18 protein-coding genes are annotated in these 22,637 nt (G+C 53.5%); 9 read left to right on the top strand and 9 right to left on the bottom strand.

Annotated features, from left to right (window positions below):
- Positions 1-2 precede the first annotated feature (2 nt).
- The 7 genes from G549_RS0114775 to G549_RS0114745 form a co-directional block, all read right to left on the bottom strand.
- Positions 3-923: an ABC transporter permease gene (locus tag G549_RS0114775; protein WP_027835672.1), complete on the bottom strand. Its 921-nt coding sequence runs from the start codon at positions 921-923 to the stop codon at positions 3-5.
- Positions 923-2,008 carry an ABC transporter permease gene (locus G549_RS0114770; protein WP_027835671.1) on the bottom strand — a complete coding sequence of 362 codons (1,086 nt, stop codon included), beginning with the start codon at positions 2,006-2,008 and terminating at the stop codon, positions 923-925. The genes G549_RS0114775 and G549_RS0114770 overlap by 1 nt, the downstream gene beginning before the upstream one ends.
- Entirely contained in the window at positions 2,008-3,546 is a 1,539-nt protein-coding gene (locus G549_RS0114765) for an ABC transporter ATP-binding protein (RefSeq protein ID WP_027835670.1), read from the bottom strand. Before G549_RS0114765 ends, G549_RS0114770 begins: the two co-directional genes overlap by 1 nt.
- 117 nt (positions 3,547-3,663) lie before the next feature.
- Positions 3,664-5,073 (bottom strand): methyl-accepting chemotaxis protein, encoded by a 1,410-nt coding sequence (locus G549_RS20545; protein ID WP_169449664.1) that lies wholly within the window; start codon positions 5,071-5,073, stop codon positions 3,664-3,666.
- Between the two features lie 154 nt (positions 5,074-5,227).
- Positions 5,228-6,856, bottom strand: a complete 1,629-nt coding sequence (locus tag G549_RS0114755) for a 2-oxo acid dehydrogenase subunit E2 (RefSeq protein WP_084634203.1) — start codon at positions 6,854-6,856, stop codon at positions 5,228-5,230.
- Complete coding sequence (locus tag G549_RS0114750) at positions 6,856-7,872, bottom strand: alpha-ketoacid dehydrogenase subunit beta (protein WP_027835668.1); 1,017 nt, start codon at positions 7,870-7,872, stop codon at positions 6,856-6,858. The genes G549_RS0114755 and G549_RS0114750 overlap by 1 nt, the downstream gene beginning before the upstream one ends.
- A gap of 3 nt (positions 7,873-7,875) precedes the next feature.
- Positions 7,876-9,138, bottom strand: a complete 1,263-nt coding sequence (locus G549_RS0114745; RefSeq protein WP_169449663.1) for a 3-methyl-2-oxobutanoate dehydrogenase (2-methylpropanoyl-transferring) subunit alpha — start codon at positions 9,136-9,138, stop codon at positions 7,876-7,878.
- A gap of 231 nt (positions 9,139-9,369) precedes the next feature.
- Between G549_RS0114745 and G549_RS0114740 the strand changes: the two genes are divergently transcribed.
- Complete coding sequence (locus tag G549_RS0114740; RefSeq protein ID WP_027835666.1) at positions 9,370-9,834, top strand: Lrp/AsnC family transcriptional regulator; 465 nt, start codon at positions 9,370-9,372, stop codon at positions 9,832-9,834.
- A gap of 108 nt (positions 9,835-9,942) precedes the next feature.
- Positions 9,943-11,460, top strand: a complete 1,518-nt coding sequence (locus G549_RS0114735) for an alpha/beta hydrolase family protein (protein ID WP_027835665.1) — start codon at positions 9,943-9,945, stop codon at positions 11,458-11,460.
- Here the strand turns inward: G549_RS0114735 and G549_RS0114730 are convergent.
- Both G549_RS0114730 and G549_RS20540 read right to left on the bottom strand, forming a co-directional pair.
- Positions 11,457-12,176, bottom strand: a complete 720-nt coding sequence (locus G549_RS0114730; protein WP_036223010.1) for a winged helix-turn-helix domain-containing protein — start codon at positions 12,174-12,176, stop codon at positions 11,457-11,459. The genes G549_RS0114735 and G549_RS0114730 overlap by 4 nt on opposite strands.
- Positions 12,173-14,131 (bottom strand): hybrid sensor histidine kinase/response regulator, encoded by a 1,959-nt coding sequence (locus G549_RS20540; RefSeq protein ID WP_051213907.1) that lies wholly within the window; start codon positions 14,129-14,131, stop codon positions 12,173-12,175. The genes G549_RS0114730 and G549_RS20540 overlap by 4 nt, the downstream gene beginning before the upstream one ends.
- A 190-nt stretch (positions 14,132-14,321) precedes the next feature.
- Here G549_RS20540 and G549_RS0114720 point away from each other — a divergent pair, with 190 nt between their 5' ends.
- From G549_RS0114720 to G549_RS0114690, 7 genes are all read left to right on the top strand, one after another.
- Positions 14,322-15,113, top strand: a complete 792-nt coding sequence (locus G549_RS0114720; RefSeq protein WP_051213904.1) for an ABC transporter ATP-binding protein — start codon at positions 14,322-14,324, stop codon at positions 15,111-15,113.
- A gap of 2 nt (positions 15,114-15,115) precedes the next feature.
- Complete coding sequence (locus tag G549_RS0114715; protein WP_036223008.1) at positions 15,116-17,104, top strand: AMP-binding protein; 1,989 nt, start codon at positions 15,116-15,118, stop codon at positions 17,102-17,104.
- Positions 17,101-17,997: a branched-chain amino acid ABC transporter permease gene (locus G549_RS0114710; protein ID WP_027835661.1), complete on the top strand. Its 897-nt coding sequence runs from the start codon at positions 17,101-17,103 to the stop codon at positions 17,995-17,997. The genes G549_RS0114715 and G549_RS0114710 overlap by 4 nt, the downstream gene beginning before the upstream one ends.
- Positions 17,998-18,009: 12 nt before the next feature.
- Positions 18,010-19,074 (top strand): branched-chain amino acid ABC transporter permease, encoded by a 1,065-nt coding sequence (locus tag G549_RS0114705; protein ID WP_027835660.1) that lies wholly within the window; start codon positions 18,010-18,012, stop codon positions 19,072-19,074.
- A gap of 84 nt (positions 19,075-19,158) precedes the next feature.
- Positions 19,159-20,391, top strand: a complete 1,233-nt coding sequence (locus G549_RS0114700) for an ABC transporter substrate-binding protein (RefSeq protein WP_245985777.1) — start codon at positions 19,159-19,161, stop codon at positions 20,389-20,391.
- A gap of 30 nt (positions 20,392-20,421) precedes the next feature.
- Positions 20,422-21,249 carry an ABC transporter ATP-binding protein gene (locus G549_RS0114695; RefSeq protein WP_051213902.1) on the top strand — a complete coding sequence of 276 codons (828 nt, stop codon included), beginning with the start codon at positions 20,422-20,424 and terminating at the stop codon, positions 21,247-21,249.
- 11 nt (positions 21,250-21,260) lie between these two features.
- Complete coding sequence (locus G549_RS0114690; protein WP_027835657.1) at positions 21,261-22,508, top strand: phenylacetate--CoA ligase family protein; 1,248 nt, start codon at positions 21,261-21,263, stop codon at positions 22,506-22,508.
- The last annotated feature ends 129 nt before the right edge of the window (positions 22,509-22,637 follow it).

The following is a 22,637-nucleotide window of genomic DNA, read 5'->3' as shown; positions in this document are numbered from 1 at the left end:
GTTTAACGGTCGGGCACAAACGGCCGACCAAGCATTGCGGGCGTGTTGATCAATGTCGCCCGAACATTCTGTGAAATCAGCACCAGCACCACAATAGTTGCCAAAAACGGCAAAGCCGTGAGCAATTGTGAGGGCACTGCAATTCCCAACGCTTGCGCGTGTAATTGTCCAATAGATACCGCACCAAACAAATATGCGCCAGCCAAAACCCGTGCTGGTCGCCAAGAGGCGAACACCACAAGCGCCAGGGCAATCCAGCCACGGCCAGCAGTCATGTTTTCCACCCATTGTGGTGTGTAAACCAGCGACAAATGTCCGCCAGCCAAACCCGCACAGGCCCCACCAAACATCACAGCCAAATAGCGATAACGCAACACAGGAATGCCCAAGGCGTGGGCTGAATGGTGGTTATTGCCAATCGAACGAAGTGTCAGCCCGGCGCGGGTGCGAAACAGAAACCAGCTTACCGCCACAACCAGCAGGATTGAGAGGTAAAAAATGGGGTCCTGTCCAAAAATAACAGGGCCAACAAGGGGAATATCTGTCAAAATGGGGATGTCTAAATTGCCCATTTTTTCTCCGGCTTGGCCGACAAACTTTTCGCCCATCAAGCTGGATACACCCAAACCCAAAATCGTCAGCGACAAGCCTGTCGCAACTTGGTTTGCGGCCAATGTCAGCGTGAGAAAACCAAATAGCAGCGAAGTGAGGGCACCCAACGCGATCGCGGCAAGTATGCCAATCCAAGGGTTGCCCGTAAGGTTGGCAATGACAAAGCCGCCCACGGCCCCCATCACCATCATGCCTTCAACACCAAGGTTCAATACGCCGGAGCGTTCCACCACCAATTCGCCAATGGCGGCGATCAAAAGCGGGGTTGCCGCGGTGGCAATGGTCAACAAAATGGCTTCTGTCATGCCCATTATGCGGCTCCCTTAGTTGCAGCGCCAAAACTGAGGCGGATTTTATAAAGAATGAGCGTGTCGCAAGCGAGCACGAAAAACAGGATAAGGCCTTGGAACACCCGGGCGATCTTATCTGAAAGCCCAAGGCTGATCTGCGCCGCTTCGCCGCCCAAATAGGTGAGGGCGAGGACCAGCCCGGCTACAATTGCGCCAATCGGGTTTAGCCGCCCCAAATAGGCAACAATGATGGCAGTAAAGCCATAGCCGGGTGAAACCGTGGGACGCAATTGCCCGGTGGCTCCGGCCACTTCAATTATACCCGCCAGCCCCGCACAGCCACCGGCCAGCAAAAAGGCAAAAAAGATCATCTTTTTGGAATCAAATCCCGCAAATTGCGCCGCTTTCGGGCTGGTGCCGATCACCTTCACCTCAAAGCCTTTAAGGCTTTTCGCCAACATCACACCCAAGGCAATGGCGACCACAACGGCAATGACAAAGCCCCAATTGGCGCGGCCATCTGCTGGGAACATTTCCGGGATACGGGCCCATTCATGAAAGCGACGCGATTCTGGAAAGTTCAATCCTTCCGGGTTCCGCCAAGGGCCGCGCACGATCCAATCGAGCAACATTTGGGCCACATAAACCAGCATCAAGCTGGTGAGGATTTCATTGGTCTTAAACTTGGCCTTCAACAAAGCCGGAATAAAGCCATAAAGCATGCCGCCCAAAATGCCGAAAATCAGCATCAAAGGCAGGATTAAAAAGTTCTGCACATCCGGGAGTAAGATCGGCAGCGCGGCGCCAAAAATTGCACCGACAATCATTTGCCCCTCGGCGCCGATATTCCAATTGTTCGATTGGAAGCAGATGCAAAGTCCCGCCCCCATCAAAATCAATGGCGCGGCTTTGATCAAAAGCTCATGCACGCTCCACATCTCGGAAACAGGTTCGATAAAGAAGGCATATAGCGCCCGGTCTGGTGCTTTGCCCAACGCCGAAAACATAATTGCCCCGGCGATCACCGCCAAAACCAGCCCCAACAATGGCGACAAAAAGCGCATGGCGGGGGCAGGGGCGCTGCGTTTAATCAGTTCCAATCGCATCAATGTGCCCCTTCCGCTGGCGCAAATACGCCTGTCATTTTCAAACCAACTTCATTGCGGTTGGTTTTTGCTGTCGGGACAAAAGGAGATAACTCGCCCGCGGCCATGGTGGCCAGACGGTCAGAAATCTCAAACAGTTCGTCCAGATCTTGTGAGATCACCAAAATGGCCGCGCCAGTGGCCGCGAGGTCGATCAGGTTTTGCCGCAACTGCGCCGCAGAACCGGCGTCTACACCCCATGTCGGCTGGTTCACGATCACCAATTTTGCCCCAGCCATTACTTCACGTCCGAGCACAAATTTCTGCAAATTGCCACCTGAGAGCGACATGGCAGGCGGATCATCATTGCCTTTGCGCACATCAAACATTTCGGTGATTTTATCTTTGAGCTTGCGCGCGGTGCCATGGCGCACAAACGGCCCGGTTTGCAAATCATCCTCAAGCCCATGGCGGGTCAGCACCACATTGTCAGAAAGGCTCATTTCCGGCACAGCGGCATGGCCCAGCCGTTCCTCAGAGACAAACATGGCGCCCTTTTTGCGTCGCTGCAAAATCGACAAGCCACCAACTGGTTCACCATCAATTTGCACCATATCGGGTGCTGTGGTCCGTTCACCGGAAAGCACGGCAAATAGTTCGTTCTGCCCATTCCCCGCAATGCCGGCAATGCCGGCGATTTCGCCGGTACGGACACTAAAATTGACGTCCTTCAAGCTGGTTTCAAAGCCTGTAAGGCCGGTGGCCGAAAGCCCAGTCACTTTCAATATTACTTTGGCGTCGTCGCTGCCTGTGGCCCGTGGGGCAATCTCATGAATGTCATCACCCACCATCATCTTCGCCAAACTTAACGGCGTTTCATTTGCGGGGATGCAGTCGGCCACCACTTCGCCATGGCGCAAAATCGTTGCGTTCTGGCAAAGTGCCTGCACTTCGGCCAATTTGTGAGAAATATAAAGAATGGCAGTGCCTTCATCAGAAAGCCGCCGCAACACTTTGAACAAATCTTCCGATTCCTGCGGGGTGAGCACCGAGGTCGGTTCGTCCAAGATCAACAATTTTGGTTCTTGCAGCAAGCAACGCACAATTTCCACCCGCTGCCGTTCGCCCACCGACAAATCGTGAATGCGCGCACCCGCCTTAAGCGGCAGCCCATATTCTTGCGATACGGCTTCGAGCCGCTTGGAAATGTCAGAGAGTTTTTGATCTTTCGGCATCGCGAGGGCGATATTTTCTGCCACCGTTAGCGCGTCAAAAAGAGAAAAATGCTGGAAAACCATGCCAATGCCCAGGGTGCGGGCTTCTGCTGGGTTGGCAATATTGACCTTTTGGCCCTGCCACAATATTTGGCCCTCGTCTGGCTGCAGGCTGCCATAGAGCATTTTCACCAAAGTTGATTTGCCGGCGCCATTTTCGCCCAGGAGCGCATGAATTTCGCCCGGCATGATCGAAAGGTCGATCCGATCATTGGCTTTGAAACTGCCATAATATTTGGAAATGCCGTCAAGCTGAAGCAGATGCTCCGCGCTTTTTTGCGTCATGTGATCCCACCCAAATTCCCTCGTTGGGTGAGATTATGACGTTTTCATGTTTTTTGCGCAAGCGCATTGAAAACAATTGTGGATAATTTGACCAAATGGCAAAAGATTGTTCGAGTTTTAAACCTTATATCCGATCCGCAAGCCGCCCCAATGTTGCCCTTCAATATAGATCGGTACAGATGCATCTTTCATCAACACGAATTCGCCATTGCCCATATCCCGGCGATAGGTTTGCACCAAAAATGGTTTGGTGTTTTGTCCAGCCGCCAGACCTGTGCGATCATCAAAAATGCGCCGATTTCGGCAGTTGGCCGCATTCCATTCCGGATCATCACCCTGCGGTTGCGAATAGACCACATTGTGGGTCGGCAAATAGCCATTCACGTCAACAGCCGCGCTGAACACAATGCGTGGATCTGCCTGTTGCACCTTTTCAAAAATGGGCTGCCAGTGCCGATCAGTCCAATCCACATATTCGGTAAAATATTGCGTCGGGTTGGTATGTGGGATTTGCTTATATTGCCGATCAAACGCAGCGCGGGGGCGCAATGTCCCTTGGTGAATGGCATCCTGCATCATCGCTTCGATGCGTCGGGCAGCCTTTTCGCCCAGACGAATGATTTTGGTGTCGCCAGTCTCCACGCCCGATTGGGCAATAAACACCATCAGATCCTCGGAGATATCCAAAATGGAATCTGAACGCGACTGCAACTTCTCCAATTGGCGTTCAAAATGTTTCACACTCTGATCAAGGCTACTGAGCTCTTCATTGATCGATGTGGATGCCGCAATATTCTCCTCCACCGGAGCGCGCAACAAATCGATATCGTGCACCAATTTCGACACACTTTGCGAAAGGCTGGTGAGTTGGGCGCTGGCCTCTTGCGCCGCAGCTGTCTCATCAATGGCTTGGGTGGCGGTCTCAGCGCTGATTTGGCTGCGTTCCTGCAAGCCGCTCAGCACACCAACCAACTCTTCCAGGCTCTGGGCGTTCTGGTCGGCAAAACCCTGAATTTGATCGGCAAGTGTTTTCACCGAAGCGGCGATCACTGCAAAACCGCGGCCCGCATCGCCCGCCCGCGCGGCTTCCACGCTTGCGTTAAGCGACAAAAGTTGTGTTTCACGCGCGATCTGGCCAATGGCGCGGCTGGCCACGCGCACTTCCTGCACATTGCCGTCAACACTTGTGAGGCTTTCCTTCAAATTGAGGCTATTGGCACTCAGTTCCTGCATCCGATCACTATTTTTCGTGATCGTATTTTGAATTTGGGCGGTGTTCGCGGTGAGTATCTCTTGTGCCTGCTCAGCAGATTGTGCCGCTTCGGCCATCGAATTGGCCATCTTGGTGCTGGTCGACAGCACCTGATTTGACGTGCGGGCAACCGTGCTGATATTCTGCGCTTGCTGCACACCAAGGGCGGCCAACTCGCTGGCCACACCGTTGACATCGGCAATCTCAATGCCCAGCCGTTCAACCCGATGGCCAATATCCGCCATGGTCTGGTCGTCGACTCGGTTCGAGTTCATTTTTGCTGTCGCGCTCACCATAAAGGCTTTCTCCCCCGCACATGCACGCGTCAGTGTAATGCAAGAGTGGTAACGAAACGTTTACGTTAATTAATCTTAAATAGAAAGGCCGCCTCATGGGCGGCCTTCTTTTAAACTCAACGGCTTAGTTGCCTCAAGAAAAGATCATCAATGGCTTTTCCAATAGTGATTTCACCCGCTGGATGAACACTGCAGCGTCATACCCATCCACCACACGGTGATCGAAGCTTGACGACAGATTCATGATCTTGCGCGGCACGAACTTTTCGCCATCCCATTTTGGCATGGTCATCATTTTATTGACGCCCACAATTGCCACTTCTGGGTGGTTGATGACAGGCGTGTTCACCACGCCACCCAAGGCGCCGAGCGAAGTGATCGTGATCGTCGAACCGGTCAGCTCCTCGCGCTTGGCGCTGCCATCCTTGGCCGCCTGTGCCAAGCGCGCGATTTCTTTAGCGCTCGACCAGAGGCCGTGATTTTGCGCATTTTTCACCACTGGCACCATCAAGCCATTATTGGTCTGTGCCGCGATGCCCATATGCACATGTTCGAACTGATGCACCACGCCCTTGTCATCGTCAAAGTGGGCATTGATACCGGGCTGCTCAGAAAGGGCTGTCACCATGCTCTTCATCAAAAACGGCAACAGGCTCAGCTTGGTCTGATCCTCTTCCTTTTGTGCATTCAGGCTTTGGCGCAAGCCTTCCAGCTCTGTGACATCAATTTCTTCCACATAGGTGATGTGCGGAATGCGGGCATTGGCCACGCTCATCTTTTCCGCAATCAGGCGACGCAGGCCCACCACTTTTACATCCTTTGTGGGTTCATTGCCGGTGCCCGCATAGGGCGCAGCAGGCGTTGATGCGGCAGCGCCGCCGCCTTTTGCCTGCTGGCTCAGCAAATAGCGGTCCAGATCTTCATGGCTGATGCTGCCTTCCGGGCCAGTACCAGTAAATTGGCTCAAATCCAGATTGAGGAATTTGGCACGATTGCGCACGGCCGGGGCCGCCAACACTTTTTCGCCAGACGTGCGCGGCGGCAAAACTTCGGCCTTGCTGTCCGCTTCGGGTGTCGCGGCGGGCATAGCGCCCGGCTTTGCCTCTGGCGTGTCGTCTTTTTCAATCACATGAATGTCGGCATCATGCGCACCGCTTTCGCCGTGCAATGTGGCCAGCTTTACAATCTCGGACCCAACCGACACCGTGTCGCCAACTTCCGCGCCCAACCAGGTGATTTCGCCTTGAACCGGTGAGGGAATTTCAACCGTGGCTTTGTCGGTCATCACCGCGCCCAGCACCTCATCCTCAGCGACCATGTCGCCGATTTTGACATTCCACTCGACGAGTTCAGCTTCAGCCACACCTTCACCGACATCCGGCAGTTTGATCACATAGCTGCCTTTGCCGCTGCCTTTTCCAAAATCGTCTGACGGTGCGGTGGCGGCCTCAGTTTCAGCAGGCTTTTCCGCCGCGTCCTCGGTTGGATCAATCTTGGCGTCGCTGGTGTCATCTTCGTCACCAAGGGTGGCCAGTTTCACAATCTCCGACCCTACAGAGACCGTATCACCAACTTCCGCACCCAGCCAGGTGATCTCGCCTTGCACGGGAGAGGGGATTTCCACGGTGGCCTTGTCAGTCATCACCGCGCCGATCACCTCGTCTTCCTTGACCACATCGCCAATTTTAACGTGCCATTCCACCAATTCAGCTTCGGCCACGCCTTCGCCCACATCGGGCAGTTTGATAATATGCGTACCCATTATTGTGCCTCCACAACGCGTTTCAGCGCCTTGCCAACTCGTTTAGGACCGGGGAAATAGTGCCATTCCTGCGCGTGCGGATAAGGTGTATCCCACCCCGCAACCCGCAGCACCGGCGCTTCCAAATGTTTGAAACAGTGCTGCTGCACCAGTGCGGTCAATTCAGCGCCAAAGCCGGAGGTCAACGTCGCCTCATGCAACACCACGCAGCGGCCGGTTTTTTGCACGGAGTTGACAATCGTGTCCAAATCCAGCGGCAACAGCGAACGTAGATCGATGATTTCCGCATCAATATTGTTTTCCCGCGCCGCGGCCTGCGCCACATAAACCATGGTGCCATAGGCCAGAATGGTCACATCCATGCCCGTCTCCACCACATTGGCTTTGCCAATCGGCACCGTGTAATGGCCTTCTGGCACCTCGCCCTTTTCGTGCTTGGCCCAAGAGGTCACCGCATTCTCATGGTGACCATCGAAGGGGCCATTATAAAGCCGCTTCGGCTCCAAAAAGATCACCGGATCATCATCTTCAATCGCCGCGATCAACATGCCTTTGGCGTCATACGGGTTGGACGGGATCAGGGTTTTCAACCCGCTCACATGGGTGAAAATCGCTTCAGGGCTTTGCGAGTGGGTTTGCCCGCCAAAAATACCGCCGCCCGTGGGCATGCGGATCACAATCGGTGCGGTGAACTGCCCGTTGGAGCGGTGTCGAATACGCGCCGCTTCCGAAACAATCTGGTCATAGGCGGGCAGCACATAGTCCGCGAACTGAATTTCAATGCAGGGTCGCTTGCCATATGTCGCCATGCCAATGCCCGCGCCCACAATGGCGCTTTCATTGATCGGCGCATCAAAGCAGCGATGCCTGCCATATTTTTCCTGCAGGCCCTGGGTGCAGCGGAACACGCCGCCGAAATAGCCCACATCTTCACCGAACACGACCACATCTTCGTCCATGCCCATTTTCACATCCATCGCATCGCGGATGGCTTCAATCATCGTCATGCGTGCCATGGTCTATGCCTCAAATTCCAAACGTTGACGGACCAGATGATCGGGCATTTCTTTATAAACGCCCTCAAACATCTTCTCAGGATCGGGGCCTTTGCCGCGATTGAGCGTGCCATATTTCTCGGCCTCTTTTTGCACCGCGATCACTTCGCTTTCAATTTCAGCCATCGCCTGGGTGTGTCGCTCTTCAGACCAGGCGCCTTTCTTGATCAGGTGCAGCTTCAACCGCTCCAGCGGATCGCCCAAGGGCCATGCATCGCTCTCTTCTTTCGGGCGATAGGCAGAGGGGTCATCTGATGTCGAGTGGGCGGCCACGCGATAGGTGACCCATTCAATCAGGGTTGGGCCAAGGTTGCGCCGCGCCCGCTCGGTCGCCCATTTTGAGGCGGCCAATACGGCAAGATAATCATTGCCATCGACGCGAAGCGACGGGAAGCCATAGCCATGGGCACGGGCGGCAAAGGGGGCATTGCGCCCACCGGCCAAGCCGTTAAAGGAGGAGATGGCCCATTGGTTGTTCACAATGTTCAACACCACAGGTGGCTGATAGACCGAGGCAAACAACATGCCGGAATGAAAGTCCGTTTCTGCGGTGGAGCCATCGCCAATCCATGCAGCGGAGATTTTGTCATCGCCGGAAATGGCCGACCCCATGGCCCAGCCCACGGCTTGCACAAATTGGGTGCCCAAATTGCCGGAAATGGAGAAAAAGCCATGGTCTTTAAAAGAATACAGGCACGGCAATTGGTGCCCGTCCAGATTGTCTTTTTCGTTGGAATAGATCTGGCAGATCATATCAAACATCGAGCACCCATCCGCGATCAGAAGGCCCTGCTGTCGATAGGTGGGGAAATTCATGTCGCCCTTGCGCATCATGCGCTGAAAGCCGGTGGCAATCGCCTCTTCACCCAGACATTGGGTGTAAAAACTGGTTTTGCCCTGCCGCTGCGCCGTCAGCATCCGTGCGTCAAACACACGGGTTTTCATCATATCTTTCAGGCCGCGCAACAGGCTTTCATCATTCAGATCATCGCCCAAAAACTCGGCCCAGGGGCCAACCGCTTCGCCTTTGCGGCTCAACACCCGCACAATGGAATAGGCCAGGTCGCGCATATCTTCGGGTTTGGTGTCCACAGGGGGGCAGTCGACAGCCCCAGCCTTGGGCACTTCAATATAGCTGAAGTCCGGCGCGTCACCCGGGCGTGTGGGCGGCTCGGGAATGGAAATGGATAGCGGGCCGGTGGCTTCCGGCATTTTATCGTCAGACATGATAATCTCCTCCGGCACTCAAAGTGCCTGGCATCGCGCGCAATATGACCGAACGCGGTACTGTATGGTTTGGGGAGATTGGTCAGTTATGCTGACTTTATTTTAAACCCTAGCTCCCCCCAATTATGCATATATTGGCACAAGCTTTGCGCAGTTTCTCACTAAAATACAGCTTGAACTATACGCTCATTAGCGATTAATCTCAATATAGATGTCGATTTTGGAGAAAAAATGAAGCTCGACGCTATTGATCGTAAGATTGTTGCCATTTTGCAGGAAGAAGGGCGCATGCGCACCAATGAGCTGGCGGAAAAGGTCGGCCTGTCGCCAACCCCTTGCGCGCGCCGGGTGGTATCGCTGGAAGATCGGGGCGTGATTACTGGGTACACGGCGTCGGTCAATCAGGAAATGCTGGGTCTGCCCATCTCCATTTTCGTTTCGGTCGAGCTCGACAATCAACGCGCCGAAGCGCTGCAGCTTTTTGAAAAAGAAGTGCAGACTTTTGATGAGATCATGGAATGTTTCATCATGACCGGCAGTCAGGATTTTTTGATGCGTGTGGTTGCCGCAGATCTGGGCTCCTATGAACGGTTTTTGCAGGAAAAACTCACCCGCGTCCCCGGCATCCGCTCCATCCGCTCCCGCTTCGCCCTTCGCCGCATCATCAAACGTGATCGCTTGCCCAACCTCACATAGTTGCCTCGCCGCTCTTGTAATGTTGCGGCGCTCCCCCATTTAACAAACCACGTTTAATTGCTGTGGGCGCCTGCCCACGATTTACATTTGATTTGTGGGGAGACTCCCGTGTTTATTTTAGAAATTACTATAATTCTGTTTTCAGTTTTGGCATTGGGCGCGCTTATATGGCGCAATTCCATGCCCACTAATCTGGTCTATGGCCTTATTTTAGCGGCGAATCTGGTTGTTCTTTTGCATTGGGGACTTGGCGCGGCGCGATGGCAATTTATGCCAGTATATGTCGCTGTCGTCCTGGCGGCGCTCTGGGCGCTCGGCTCAAAATTCGCGCCGGACTTTATGCAGACAATTCTACGCCGAATGGCCTATATTCTAGCACCCCTAGGCATCGGGTTGACCCTTTTGGCCAACTGGGCGTTCCCCATGTTTGAGCTGCCTGCGCCCAGTGGTCCAAATGCCATCGGCTATCGCGAATTTTACGTCGCGGATAAAGATCGAGCGGAAGATATGACCGCTGATCCAAACGATGTGCGCGAACTGATGGTAAAAGTCTGGTATCCCGCTGTGCCCGACCCGGCTGCGCCCCGCAAACCCTATTGGCAACAGTCGGATGTGATGAGCGCGGAAATGATCAAGGGATTGAATTTGCCCTTGCCCCCATTTCTTCTCGCGCACCTGGATCAGGTCAAAACCAACGCGATGTCTGGTGCAAAGCTAAAGCCGGGCGATGAAAAACTACCTGTGCTGATCTTTAGCCATGGTTCTGGCCTGATGGCCGAGCAAAGCACGATCATGATGGAAGAATTGGCCAGCCAAGGCTATGTGATCTTTTCGATCAATCACCCTTATACCAGCCTCGCCACCTTCTTGCCCGACGGTCGTATCGCCACCTTCAAGGAATATGCCGATGGCATGGGCGAGGACCCGATGGGTCAGTTTGAAAGCATCCCCGAAGTGGCCAAACTCAATCATTATTTATATGAAGGCGATGATCGGAAAAAACAGTTAGATGCCATCGAACAAATCCCCCAAATTGCCCCCGGAATGGTGGCGCTGGAGCAAGAGGAAGTTGACCGGCTGGCGGCGGACCAGATGCTAGTGCTGGATAAAGTTGAAGCGCTGAACAAGCAGGCAGGTGACCCGTTTGAGAATCGACTGGACCTGCAAAATATTGGCGTATTTGGCTTTTCTTCCGGCGGCTATGCCAGCCTTCAAACTTGTCTGGTCGACGAAAGATGTGCAGCAGGCATCAATATCGACGGCATGATTTTCGCCAGCCTGGTGGCCCCGGCGCTGGAAAAGCCCTTTATGTTCATCACTCACATCGAAAATAAACTGACCGACATTTTGCATGATAAATCAAAAGCACCAGTCTATTCCGCTCGATTGCAAGACACAGCCCATGCGAGCTTCACCGATTTAGCGATTGCCTCGAATGTCTTTCAGGCTGTTGGCTATTTCGGCGAAATGCCGCACGCGCGCAAAACCGAGATTGAAAACCTTTATGTGAACTCATTCTTCGACAAGCATCTGAAGGGCGTTCAGGTTCCGATGCTGGACGCGCCGGCAAAGCAATTTCCCGAAGTGGAATATCGAGCGGACAATCTGTCCGCCAGCACGTCTTAGGCAACCGGCTCCACCTGCGGGGTAAACATATAGCCCGCGCCATAGACGGTGCGGATCAGCTTGGGGTTTTTGGCCGTATCTTTCAGCTTTTTCCTGAGGCGCGAGACCTGTGCGTCGATGGAGCGGTCAAAACTGCCATCCCCATCCTGATCGTAAAGATCCATCAATTGTTCGCGCGACAACACTTTGCCCGGCATGCCCAAAAAGGCCTTCAAGAGCCGGGCATCGGCGGCGCTTAAAATCTCGGAGCTGCCGTCCTTATAGCTGAGCTCAAAGGTGGAAAAATCCACCTGCCAATCACCAAACTTCAGCTTGTCGCCAAGGCTCGCATTGGCGCGGGGTTGCGCCTTTTCCACCCGCCGCAACAGGCTGCGGGCGCGGGCGGCCAACTCAATCGTATTGACGGGTTTCACCAGATAATCATCGGCGCCAAAATCGAGGCCCAATACCCGGTCGCCCAACGCGCCGCGCCCGCTCACCACAATGGTGGGGATGTTCAATTGCCCCACCGTATCGCGCAGCAACATCAGCGCGTCGCCATCGGGCAGCGACAGGTCCAAAATGCACAGGTCCGGTGTTTGCTCCAGCAGCGCCGCGTCAAAACTTTTGATTGTGTCAAAAGCTCGCACGGCAAATTTTTGCGCCGTCAGCTCGCGGGCATATAGCGCACGCACATCTGCATCATCCTCTAAGATATAAATCAGCTTCTGATTCATATGGCGCTTTGCTCCTCCCGTGCCGGCGATGCCTGTGCCTCAGCGGCGAGGATCGCGCGGGCGAGACTATTGTGCTCAAACGGTTTGCGCAATATGGGGCAGTTTAGACCTTGGTCAAAGTCGCTTTTGGCCAGATTGGCGTGCCCTGTCATCAGGATCAGCCCAATATGCCCGAAATTGGCCCGCACATGGTGCCCCAGCTCCATGCCGCTCATGCCGCCGGGCATCGCAATGTCAGAAAGCACCAATTCTATCCCGCTCACCTCATCCATCAGCTCCATGGCCTCAGCCGCGTTTTCCGCTTCTAACACTGCATAGCCAAGCCCCACCAATTCACGTCGCAACACCGCGCGCACTTCTTCCTGGTCGTCCACCAATAGCGCCAGCGCCCCTTGCTTATGCGGCAGGTTGGGCACATCCATCGCTGCTTCTGCTTGGGTGGGGGGCTCAACCGAGGGGATCACAATTTCAAATTCGGTCCCCAAATCCATGGCGCTGTTCACGGCAATGTCCCCGTCCGACATCTGGGCAAAACTTTGCGCCATAGAAAGTCCTAGCCCGGTGCCGCCTGAGTGCACCTTGGTGGAAAAGAACGGATCAAAAATCTGCTTCTGCACCTCTTGGCTCATGCCCGTGCCATTATCGCGACACTGAATTTTAATGCGCTGATCTTGATCGGTCTCCAGCCGTAATTCAATCAACCCATTTTCTTTGCGGGCACTATCTTCAATCGCGGCCTGCGCGTTCAGCGCCAGATTCAGCAGGGCGTTCTCCAGGGCACCGGGGTCCACCTTGGCCCACAATTTTTGATCGGGCAGCTCCAGCCGCAATTGCGTGGTGGCGGGCAGGGAAGGCTTGAGCAAATTGGCCACCTCTTGCACCGCTTCGTTCAAATTCACGACCTTTGGGTCCAGCGGTTGTCGCCGCGCAACGGCCAGCAATTGTCGGGTCAGCTCCGCGCCGCGCTTTGCCGCGCGTAGGGACGGGGCCACCATTTCGTCGCGCAAATGTTTATCGTCCATCTGCTCGGCCAAAGGCCGCAAATTGCCCAAAATCACCGTCAGCAAATTGTTGAAATCGTGAGAAATCCCGGCGGACAATCGTCCAATCGCTTCCATTTTTTGCGCCTGCGATAGCGCCGCTGCCGCTTGCCGATGGCGGGTGAAATTGATCGACAGCACATAAAAGCCACGCACGGTTTGATCGGTGCGTAAATCGGGTCGCAAAAACACACGAATTTCCAGCTTCCGCCCATCTTCATGGTCAAATTCAAGATCAAACTCCACCGCTTCCCCCGCCTTGGCGCGGGCAAAATAGGGAGCCGAATCTTCATGCATATGCGGCGATAAAATCTCCTGGCTTTTATGCCCCACAATGTCGTCCACCGATTGGCCATAGCTTTGGGCAAACCGGCGATTGACGAACTGGAACACCTCGTCTTGATCGAGATAAGCGATGCCCGCAGGCACTTCATTTGCGATCAGGCGCAGCCGTTCTTCCGACCGGCGCAAATCGCGCGTTTGCGCATTGATTCGTTTTTCCAGCTCAATTTCATAGCGCCTTTGCTGGGTGATGTCGGTGTAAATGGTGGCAAAGCCGCCCATGGCCAAAGGCGCGCCGGAAACACGGATCACCCGCCCATTCGGCCGCACCCGCTCCACGGTGTGGGCACGAAATTCCCGCGCCACGCGCACCCGCTCCGCCACCTGTTCCTCCACATCGCCGGGGCCATATTCGCCATGCTCAGAATTGTAGCGGATCAGGGTTTCAAATTTGGTGCCACGGTTCAAAAGCCGTTCCGGCACATCCAGCAATTCACCCAGTCTTTTATTGGCAAAAACCAGCTCCAAATTCTGATCAAATACAGAAATGCCCTGATCAATATTATCAAGGCCAGCTTCAATTTGCATCAATAATTCAACGGCTTGGCTATCGCTGATGTCGTGATCGCCCATGGCGTATCTGTCCTCCTCAGCCCGCAAAACGCACTTGTCACAATTGCGTACAATTCGGGCATAATCTGGCAACCCCCCTTGGTTAAAACTTGGGTAAAGGCATTGCACTTGATTGAGCTTATAGACGAAACTCAATTTGATTTGAGGTCAAGCGCCTTTGGGGAGGAAAATTGTGACAGAACCAACAAAGATGTTGGATGTAACCGACATTTCTTTGCGTTTTGGGGGCGTGAAAGCGCTCACCGATATTTCGTTTCATGTTGATGAAGGTGAGATTTTCTCACTGATCGGCCCCAATGGTGCGGGCAAGACATCCATGCTCAACTGTATTTCCGGGCGCTACAAGCCGCAGGAAGGCTCAATTCTGTTTGATGGCAAGGATTTGCTGTCGCGCTCTATCAATGACCGGGCGAAAATCGGCATTGGCCGAACTTTCCAAAATTTGGCGTTGTTTTCTCATATGTCGGTGATCGACAATATTCTGGTGGGGCGCCACCATATGATGAAGAACAATTTTCTCACTGGCATGCTCTATTGGGTGGGGGGCGCACAAAAAGAAGAAGCGGCTGCCCGCGCCGAGATCGAAGACATTATCGATTTTCTGGAAATTCAGCATGTGCGGAACGAACCTGCAGGCTCGCTATCCTATGGGTTGCGCAAGCGGGTGGAATTGGCACGCGCCATTGCGATCAAACCAAAACTTATTCTCCTCGACGAACCGATGGCGGGCATGAACCTCGAAGAAAAAGAGGACATGGCCCGCTACATCATCGAACTCAATGAGCAATATGGCATCACCGTGGTGATGATTGAGCACGATATGGGCGTGGTGGTCGACATTTCCCACCGGGTTGCGGTGCTCGATTTTGGGCAGAAGATTGCTGAAGGCCTGCCAGAAGAAGTGGTGGAAGATGAACAGGTGAAAACCGCTTATCTCGGCATTGATGATTTCTCTATGGATGATGAGAAGGAGGTCGGATAATCATGGCCAACCTCACGGAAAAATCAGGCAACGACATCCAATGGGCTGACGGGTCTCATCACCTTAAAGCGGTCACGGATGCCGATACGCTGCCGAAATTGCTGGCGGCAAATGCCAAAGCGCACCCCAATCAGGTGGCTCAGCGCGAAAAAGATTTCGGCATCTGGAATGAAATCACCTGGAGCCAGTTTAACGATCACGTGGCCAAAATGGCGCTGGCATTTAAAGAGTTTGGCGTGGTGCCGGGCGATGTTGTGGCGTTGATTGGCGACAACCGCCCTGAATGGGTATGGGGCGAGGTGGCCGCCCATGCCAATCAGGCCATGAGCCTTGGCATTTATCGCGACGCGCTGGAAGATGAAATTGCTTACCTCATCAATTATGCCGAACCCAAAATCGTGGTGGCGGAAGATGAAGAGCAGGTCGATAAGTTTTTGATGCTCGGGGACAAAATCCCGTCCATCAAAAAGATCATTTATCACGACACCCGCGGCATGCAGAAATATGATGATCCGCGGCTGATCTATTTGGCGGATGTCGAAAAAATCGGCGCTGATATACTGGCCAAAAACCCAAATGCTTATGCAGATATGGTTGCGGCAACCAAAACAGATGATGTGGCGGTTTTGTGCACCACATCGGGCACCACATCCAATCCAAAATTGTCCATGTGGAAGCATTCGGCATTCCTCGGCCATGCGGTGAACTATTTGAAGGCGGACCCAATGAGCGCCGGCGATGAATATCTCGCCGTGCTGCCATTGTCTTGGGTGATGGAGCAAATGTATTCCGTGGCGTGGAATTTGGTCGCCCGGATGATCGTCAATTTCCCCGAAAGTGAAGACACAGCCATGTCCGACCTGCGCGAGATTGGGCCACACTTTGTGTTGCTTAGCCCGCGTGTGTGGGAAGTGGTGGCTGCTGATATCCGTTCACGCATGATGGAAAGCTCCCCATGGAAACAAAAGATTTTCGATTGGGGCGTTGAACGCGGCATTGCGGCGCTCGATAGGGGCGAACGCGATCAAGTGGCAGAGCTTATTTTGTTCCGTGCTTTACGCGACCGCTTGGGCTTTTCGCGGCTTAAATCCGCGGCCACGGGTGGCGCGGCCATGGGCCCCGATACGTTCAAGTTTTTCCAAGCCATGGGCGTGCCGCTTAAGCAGCTTTATGGCCAAACAGAAGGCTTGGGTGCCTATACGATCCATAAATGGGACGAGGTCGACCATAATTCAGTGGGCTACCCAATGAACGAATGCACAATCTCCATCATCAATCCCGATCATGAGGGGTTGGGCGAGATTGTTGTCAGCCACCCGAATTTGATGAGCGGCTATTATAAGAACAAGGAAGCAAGCGAAGAGGCCTTTGATGACCAAGGCCGCTTCCTCACTGGTGATGCGGGCTATTTGGATGACAAAGGCCATCTGGTGGTGATCGACCGGATCAAGGATCTGTCAGAAACCAGCACGCAAACCCGGTTCTCCCCACAATTCATTGAGAACAAATTGAAGTTCTCTACCTTTGTGGCCGAAGCGGTGATTTTGGGCAAAGACCAACCCTATATCGCGGCCATGATCTGTATTCGCTATCCGATTGTGTCAAAATGGGCGGAGCAGCGGCGCATTGCTTTCACCACCTATACCGATTTGGCTGCACGGCCTGAAATTTACCAATTGATGCGCGAAGAAGTTGAGCGGGTGAATGAGACATTGCCCGAAGCCCAGCGCATCCAAAAATTCGTGCTGCTCTATAAAGAACTCGATGCGGATGACGGCGAACTGACCCGGACCAAAAAGGTGCGGCGCAGCGTGATCGCCGAAAAATATGCCGACATTATCGGTAAGCTTTATTCCGACGATGAGCGCGTCGATATCGACACGGTGATTTCCTTCCAGGATGGCACCAAGCAGCGCATCAAAACCTCACTCAAGGTGGAAAATCTAAGCCAAGCCCCGAAAGCGGCTGAACAAAGGAGCCTTGCCTCATGAAATGGGAACTCTTCTTCCAGCTTTTGATCAATGGCCTCATCGTGGGCATGCTTTATGGCGTTGTCGCCATGTGCTTTGTGCTGATCTACAAATCCACCCAAGTGGTGAACTTTGCTCAGGGCGAATTTCTCGTGCTCGGCGCATGGGTGTGCTTAGCACTGGTCACCAATATGCAATTGCCATTCTTTTTGGCCTTCATCTTCACCCTGATTTTCATGGTGGCGTTCGGTATCATTGTGCAAACGGTGATCTTAAGGCCCTTAATTGGTGAACCCATCATCTCCGTGATTATGGTCACGATCGGTCTGTCGATCTTTATGCAGGCGCTGATGAACTGGATTTTCGGCAATGATGCAAAACGGTTCCCGGATGTGTTCGGCACCACCGATGTGATCAATATTGCCGGGTTGAATGTGGAAGTGGCCTACTTACTCTCCCTTGTCTTGTCGGTTGTGATTATGGCCGTCTTCTTTTGGTTCTTCCGCTTCACCCGGCACGGTCTGGCCATGCGCGCCACCGCGTTTGATCAGCAAATCGCCCAAAGCTTGGGCATTTCGGTCAAGCAAACATTTGCCATGGCATGGGCCATCTCAGCCATGGTGTCCGGCGTGGCGGGCATTGTGATTGGCATTGTGAACTCAGTGTCCAACTCGCTTGCCTTTGTTGGGATTAAAGTGTTCCCGGCAGTGATCCTGGGCGGCCTTGATTCCATTGTTGGGGCTGTTGTGGGCGGCATCATTGTGGGGGTTTTGGAAAACCTCGCCGAATTTGCCGATGGGCAATATCTACACCTCGGCAACCTCTACACGATCGCGCCATTCTATGTGCTGATCATCATCTTGATGATCAAACCCTATGGCCTGTTCGGCACCAAAGACATCGAGCGGATCTAAAGGAAAACAATTATGTCATACGTACCTAATCCGCGACCTGCTGGCGATTTCCGCACCACCTATAAGGACGATAATCGCCTGTTCAAAACCCACTTCGAAACGCGCTCCGCTCTGGTGTTGCTGGCGGTGGTAATTGTGGCCGCGCCATTTATCGGCAACTATTGGCTCACCCAGCTGATCCTGATCGGCATCTATGCCATCGCTGCCATTGGCTTGAATATTCTGGTCGGCACCACTGGCCAGATATCTTTGGGGCACGCTGCGTTCTTCGGCTTCGGCGCTTTTGCCAGCGCTTGGTTGGCCAACTCTTTCGGGGTGCCGGTGCTTATCGCCATGCCTGCCGCCGCCGTTTTGACCACAGCCGTGGGGATGATTTTCGGCGTGCCGGCCGCGCGCATTAAGGGCCTTTATTTGGCCATTGCCACGCTGGCGTCCCAGTTTATCCTGACCGACTTTTTCTCGCGGGCAGACTGGTTTTCCGGCGGTGTTTACGGCGCACTCGCCGAGCGGCCCAGTATTTTCGGCTTCGCCTTTGATAGTGATCTGCGTTATTTTTATCTGGTGATGTTCTGGTTGGTGGTGACAGCGGTGGCCGTGACCAATCTGCTGCGCTCTCGTGATGGCCGGGCCTTTGTGGCGGTGCGCGATCACTATTTGAGCGCCGAAGTGATGGGCGTCAATCTCACCAAATATCGTATTCTATCATTCGGCATCTCATCATTCTTTGCGGGCTTGGCTGGCGCCTTGTTCGGTCACTATCTCGAATATGTGTCGGTGGAAGGTTTCACCATTCTGTTGTCGATCCAATTCTTGGCCATGATCATTATTGGTGGTCTGGGGTCGGTCTATGGGGCCATTCTGGGCGCGGCGTTCATTTTGCTGCTGCCACAAGTGATGGAAAGCCTCACCACAATGGCAGCCTATGTCTTTCCGGCCATGGAAAGCGGCAAATCCTATGTGAAGCAAATGTCCATCGGTGCCGCCATCATCCTGTTTTTGATTTTTGAGCCAGAAGGGCTCATCCACCGCTGGCAGCAAATCCGCGCCAGTTGGAAACTCTTCCCCTTCTCGCGATAGCGCGAAGGTAGATCAAAAGGCGTTCATCCCCGGCTATGAAGCGCCAACAAAAACAATATTGCCGAGGGTAAAGAGGAGACAAAAGTGAAACGCAATAAATTGACATTACTGGCTCTGTCAGCATCCATGCTGATGAGTTCTGCCGCAATGGCGCAAGATAGCGTCTTTGTTGGCCATTTGGTTGACTATACGGGCCCAACTGCCTTTGTGGGTAAAGCCTATGGCCCTGGTGTTTATGATGCCATTCAATATGTGAACGCCAATGGCGGCATTGACGGCACGCAAATCGAACTCACCCAAGTGGATTATGCTTACAAAGTGCCAGAAGCATTGGCCGCTTATAAAGCATGGGCTGGTCGTGGCATGGTCGCCATGCAGGGCTGGGGCACTGCCGATACAGAGGCGCTGATTTCCTTTGTGGCGAAAGATAAAATCCCGGTATATTCCGCATCTTATTCTGCGCACCTAACCGATCCACAAGGGTCAAACCCAGCGACGAAAAAGCCTGCGCCATATAACTTCTTCTATGGCCCATCTTATTCTGATACTTGCCGGGCATTAGCACAGTGGGCGGCAACCGATGCGGAATCTAAGGGCATTGAAAACCCAACCTTCTTGCACGCGGGCGACAACCACCCCTATCCAAATGCGCCAAAAGAAGCGTGTAAGTCTTACGCTGAAGAGCTTGGCATGACCGTAGCTGAGCCCGTTGTGGTGCCAATGGCGCCGGGTGATTTTAAAGCCCAGTGTCTGACCATCAAGGAAAGCGGCGCACAATATGTCTACCTCGCCAATTTGGGCGGTTCTGTTGTGGCCCTGCTTAAATCATGCGGCACCGTAGGCGTTGAAGCCAACTATATGGGCAATGTGTGGGCTGGTGACTATGTGACCATCGAAGCCTCACAGGCAGAGAACATGATCTTCCCATCATCAACACCATTTTACGGTCAAGACGTACCGGGCATGGATTTGGTCACCGAAATCGCTGAGTCAGGTGAGTTTTCTGACGGCGGCAAGCCAACCCACCACTATATCCGTGGCATTTGCTCGGCTTACTACATGATGGACGCCATGAAATGGGCGAAAGCCAATGGCGGCATCACCGGCGAGAACATCAAAAAGGGCATGTACGCCAAGCAAGATTGGGTGCCTGAAGGCCTTGAGGGCGTGTGCTTGCCTTCAACTTGGACAGATAAAGACCACCGCGGCCTGATGACCGTGGCGATCAACCAAGGGTCTTACGAAGATGGTGAAGTGAAAATCGAGCGTATCGATGAAACCACATTGCCACGTCGTGACGACTGGTTGGGCCTGTAAGAAGCTGATTGACGGAAAGGAGGCGTAAAAATGAAACCACAAATAGCCGCAACCGGTGAAGCGATGGCAACTGATACCATCCTTTCCGTCAATAATATTGAGGTGGTGTTTAACGAGGTGATCCTCGTGCTGCGCGGCCTCAACCTCAATGTCCAACGGGGTAAAATTACCGCCCTGTTGGGCACCAATGGGGCCGGCAAATCCACCACCTTAAAAGCCATCACCAATTTGTTGGCCTCTGAAGATGGGGAAGTCACACGCGGTTCCATTCAATATGAAGGCGAGGACATTACCGAAATCGGCCCCGAAGCGCTGGTGCGCAAAGGCGTATTTTTGGTGATGGAAGGTCGCGGCATTTTGCAAGATATGACCGTGATTGAGAATTTGCGCTTGGGTGCCTATTCGCGCCCCAAAGCCAAATTGAAAGAAGAGATTGAAGAAGTGTTCCGCTTCTTCCCGCGCTTGAAAGAGCGCACGGGCTTGGCAGGCTATTTGTCCGGCGGCGAACAGCAGATGTTGGCCATTGGCCGGGCCATGATGGCCAAACCAAAACTGATTTTAATGGATGAACCTTCCATGGGCCTTTCGCCCCTATTGGTGAAAGAGGTCTTCGGCATCATCAAACGGCTCAATCGCGAATTGGGCATCTCCATTTTGCTGGTGGAGCAAAACGCCAATATGGCGCTGCACGTGGCCGACGAAGGCTACATTATGGAAAACGGCAAAATCGTGCTCGATGGCTCGGCGCAAGAGCTGATGGACAATGAGGACGTAAAAGAATTCTATCTGGGCGGCGGCGGCGAACGCCGTTCGTTCAAAGACATCAAAAGCTACAAACGCCGCAAGCGTTGGTTATAATGGGTGCGCGCGTGGAAAACCAAGCAACAACCACTTTTTTTGACAAGGCTGAAATCCAAGATCCGCTGTTCCGGCAAACTGGGTTGATGGCCAAGCTGCGCAAGCAATTGGGGCACGCCAAATCTTCGTCGCCCTATTGGCAGAACGCGCTGGCCGATATTGACCCGGAAAACATCCAGTCGCGTGAGGATTTGGCGCGTCTGCCCATCCTGCGTAAAAACGATCTGGTGACGTTGCAAGCGGGGGATGATTTATTCGGTGGCATCGCCACCGACCAAGGTCGGATCAAGCGCGTCTTCTTTTCGCCTGGGCCAATTGTTGAACCGCAAGCTGATGTGCCCGATCCATGGCGCATGGCATCTGCCCTTTATGCCGCTGGAATGCGCAAGGGTGACCTGATCGCCAATTGCTTTTCCTATCACCTCACCCCGGCCGGCTTTATGTTTGACGAGGCGGCCGCCAAATTGGGCGCAACGGTTTTCCCTGCAGGCGTGGGCAACACGGAAACGCTGGTCGATGCGTTCAATCATTTCCAGATTTCCGGCTATGTTGGCACGCCAGACTTTTTGCAAATCATTTTGGAAAAAGCAAAAGGCTTGGGCAAAGATATCAGCTGTGTGCGCCATGCGTTGGTGTCTGGTGGTCCGTTGTTTCCGGCCATGCGTGAGTTCTATGAAGGTGAAAACATCGCTGTGCGCCAATGCTACGGCACCGCTGAATTGGGGCTGATCGCTTATGAAACTGAGGGCGACGGCATGGTGATGGCCGAGGATTGCCTTGTCGAGATTGTGCGTCCGGGTACCGGCGATCCAGTCAATGATGGCGAGGTGGGCGAAGTGGTGGTCACCACATTTGATCCAACTTATCCGCTGATCCGCTTTGCGACGGGCGATTTGTCCGCAACACTGCCTGGTCAAGCTGATTGTGGCCGCACCAATGGGCGGCTGAAGGGCTGGTTGGGCCGCGCAGATCAAACCACAAAAGTGCGCGGCATGTTTGTGCATCCGCAACAAATTGCGCGTGTGGTCAAAACCTATCCTGAGATTGGCCGTGCTCGGCTTGAAGTGACAGAAACCGATGGCAAGGATCAAATGTCCTTGCTTTGCGAAATCGCGAACGTCGCACCTGGCTTGCTGGACGACATCGCACAAACCATGCGCGCCGAAACGCGACTGCGGGCCGATATTCAGGTGGTTGCGCCGGATAGCCTGCCCAATGATGGCAAGGTGATTGAAGATAAGAGGGTGCTGGGCGTCTAATAATTGCGTATAAATACCATGCTATATGCATATATTGCCGAATATTCGGCCGGGTACTAGTATAAATACGCTGTCATCAAATTGATCTTTTGCTGTTTTCCGCCATGCTCCGCGCATCAAGCAAAGGAG

The sequence above is a fragment of the Maritalea myrionectae DSM 19524 genome, assembly GCF_000423365.1.
Taxonomy (GTDB): domain Bacteria; phylum Pseudomonadota; class Alphaproteobacteria; order Rhizobiales; family Devosiaceae; genus Maritalea; species Maritalea myrionectae.
The sequence above is the reverse complement of the archived record's forward strand: the minus strand, read 5'-3'. Positions and strand labels throughout refer to the sequence as shown.

Bases quoted from the DNA above. Each gene is read 5' to 3' on its own strand.
- G549_RS0114755 (WP_084634203.1), bottom strand. From the start codon at position 6,856: ATGGGTACGCATATTATCAAACTGCCCGATGTGGGCGAAGGCGTGGCC.
- G549_RS0114770 (WP_027835671.1), bottom strand. From the start codon at position 2,008: ATGCGATTGGAACTGATTAAACGCAGCGCCCCTGCCCCCGCCATGCGC.
- G549_RS20540 (WP_051213907.1), bottom strand. From the start codon at position 14,131: ATGGGCGATCACGACATCAGCGATAGCCAAGCCGTTGAATTATTGATG.
- G549_RS0114750 (WP_027835668.1), bottom strand. From the start codon at position 7,872: ATGGCACGCATGACGATGATTGAAGCCATCCGCGATGCGATGGATGTG.
- G549_RS0114720 (WP_051213904.1), top strand. From the start codon at position 14,322: ATGTTGGATGTAACCGACATTTCTTTGCGTTTTGGGGGCGTGAAAGCG.
- G549_RS0114730 (WP_036223010.1), bottom strand. From the start codon at position 12,176: ATGAATCAGAAGCTGATTTATATCTTAGAGGATGATGCAGATGTGCGT.
- G549_RS0114705 (WP_027835660.1), top strand. From the start codon at position 18,010: ATGTCATACGTACCTAATCCGCGACCTGCTGGCGATTTCCGCACCACC.
- G549_RS0114715 (WP_036223008.1), top strand. From the start codon at position 15,116: ATGGCCAACCTCACGGAAAAATCAGGCAACGACATCCAATGGGCTGAC.
- G549_RS20545 (WP_169449664.1), bottom strand. From the start codon at position 5,073: ATGAACTCGAACCGAGTCGACGACCAGACCATGGCGGATATTGGCCAT.
- G549_RS0114765 (WP_027835670.1), bottom strand. From the start codon at position 3,546: ATGACGCAAAAAAGCGCGGAGCATCTGCTTCAGCTTGACGGCATTTCC.
- G549_RS0114775 (WP_027835672.1), bottom strand. From the start codon at position 923: ATGGGCATGACAGAAGCCATTTTGTTGACCATTGCCACCGCGGCAACC.
- G549_RS0114695 (WP_051213902.1), top strand. From the start codon at position 20,422: ATGAAACCACAAATAGCCGCAACCGGTGAAGCGATGGCAACTGATACC.
- G549_RS0114740 (WP_027835666.1), top strand. From the start codon at position 9,370: ATGAAGCTCGACGCTATTGATCGTAAGATTGTTGCCATTTTGCAGGAA.
- G549_RS0114745 (WP_169449663.1), bottom strand. From the start codon at position 9,138: ATGTCTGACGATAAAATGCCGGAAGCCACCGGCCCGCTATCCATTTCC.
- G549_RS0114710 (WP_027835661.1), top strand. From the start codon at position 17,101: ATGAAATGGGAACTCTTCTTCCAGCTTTTGATCAATGGCCTCATCGTG.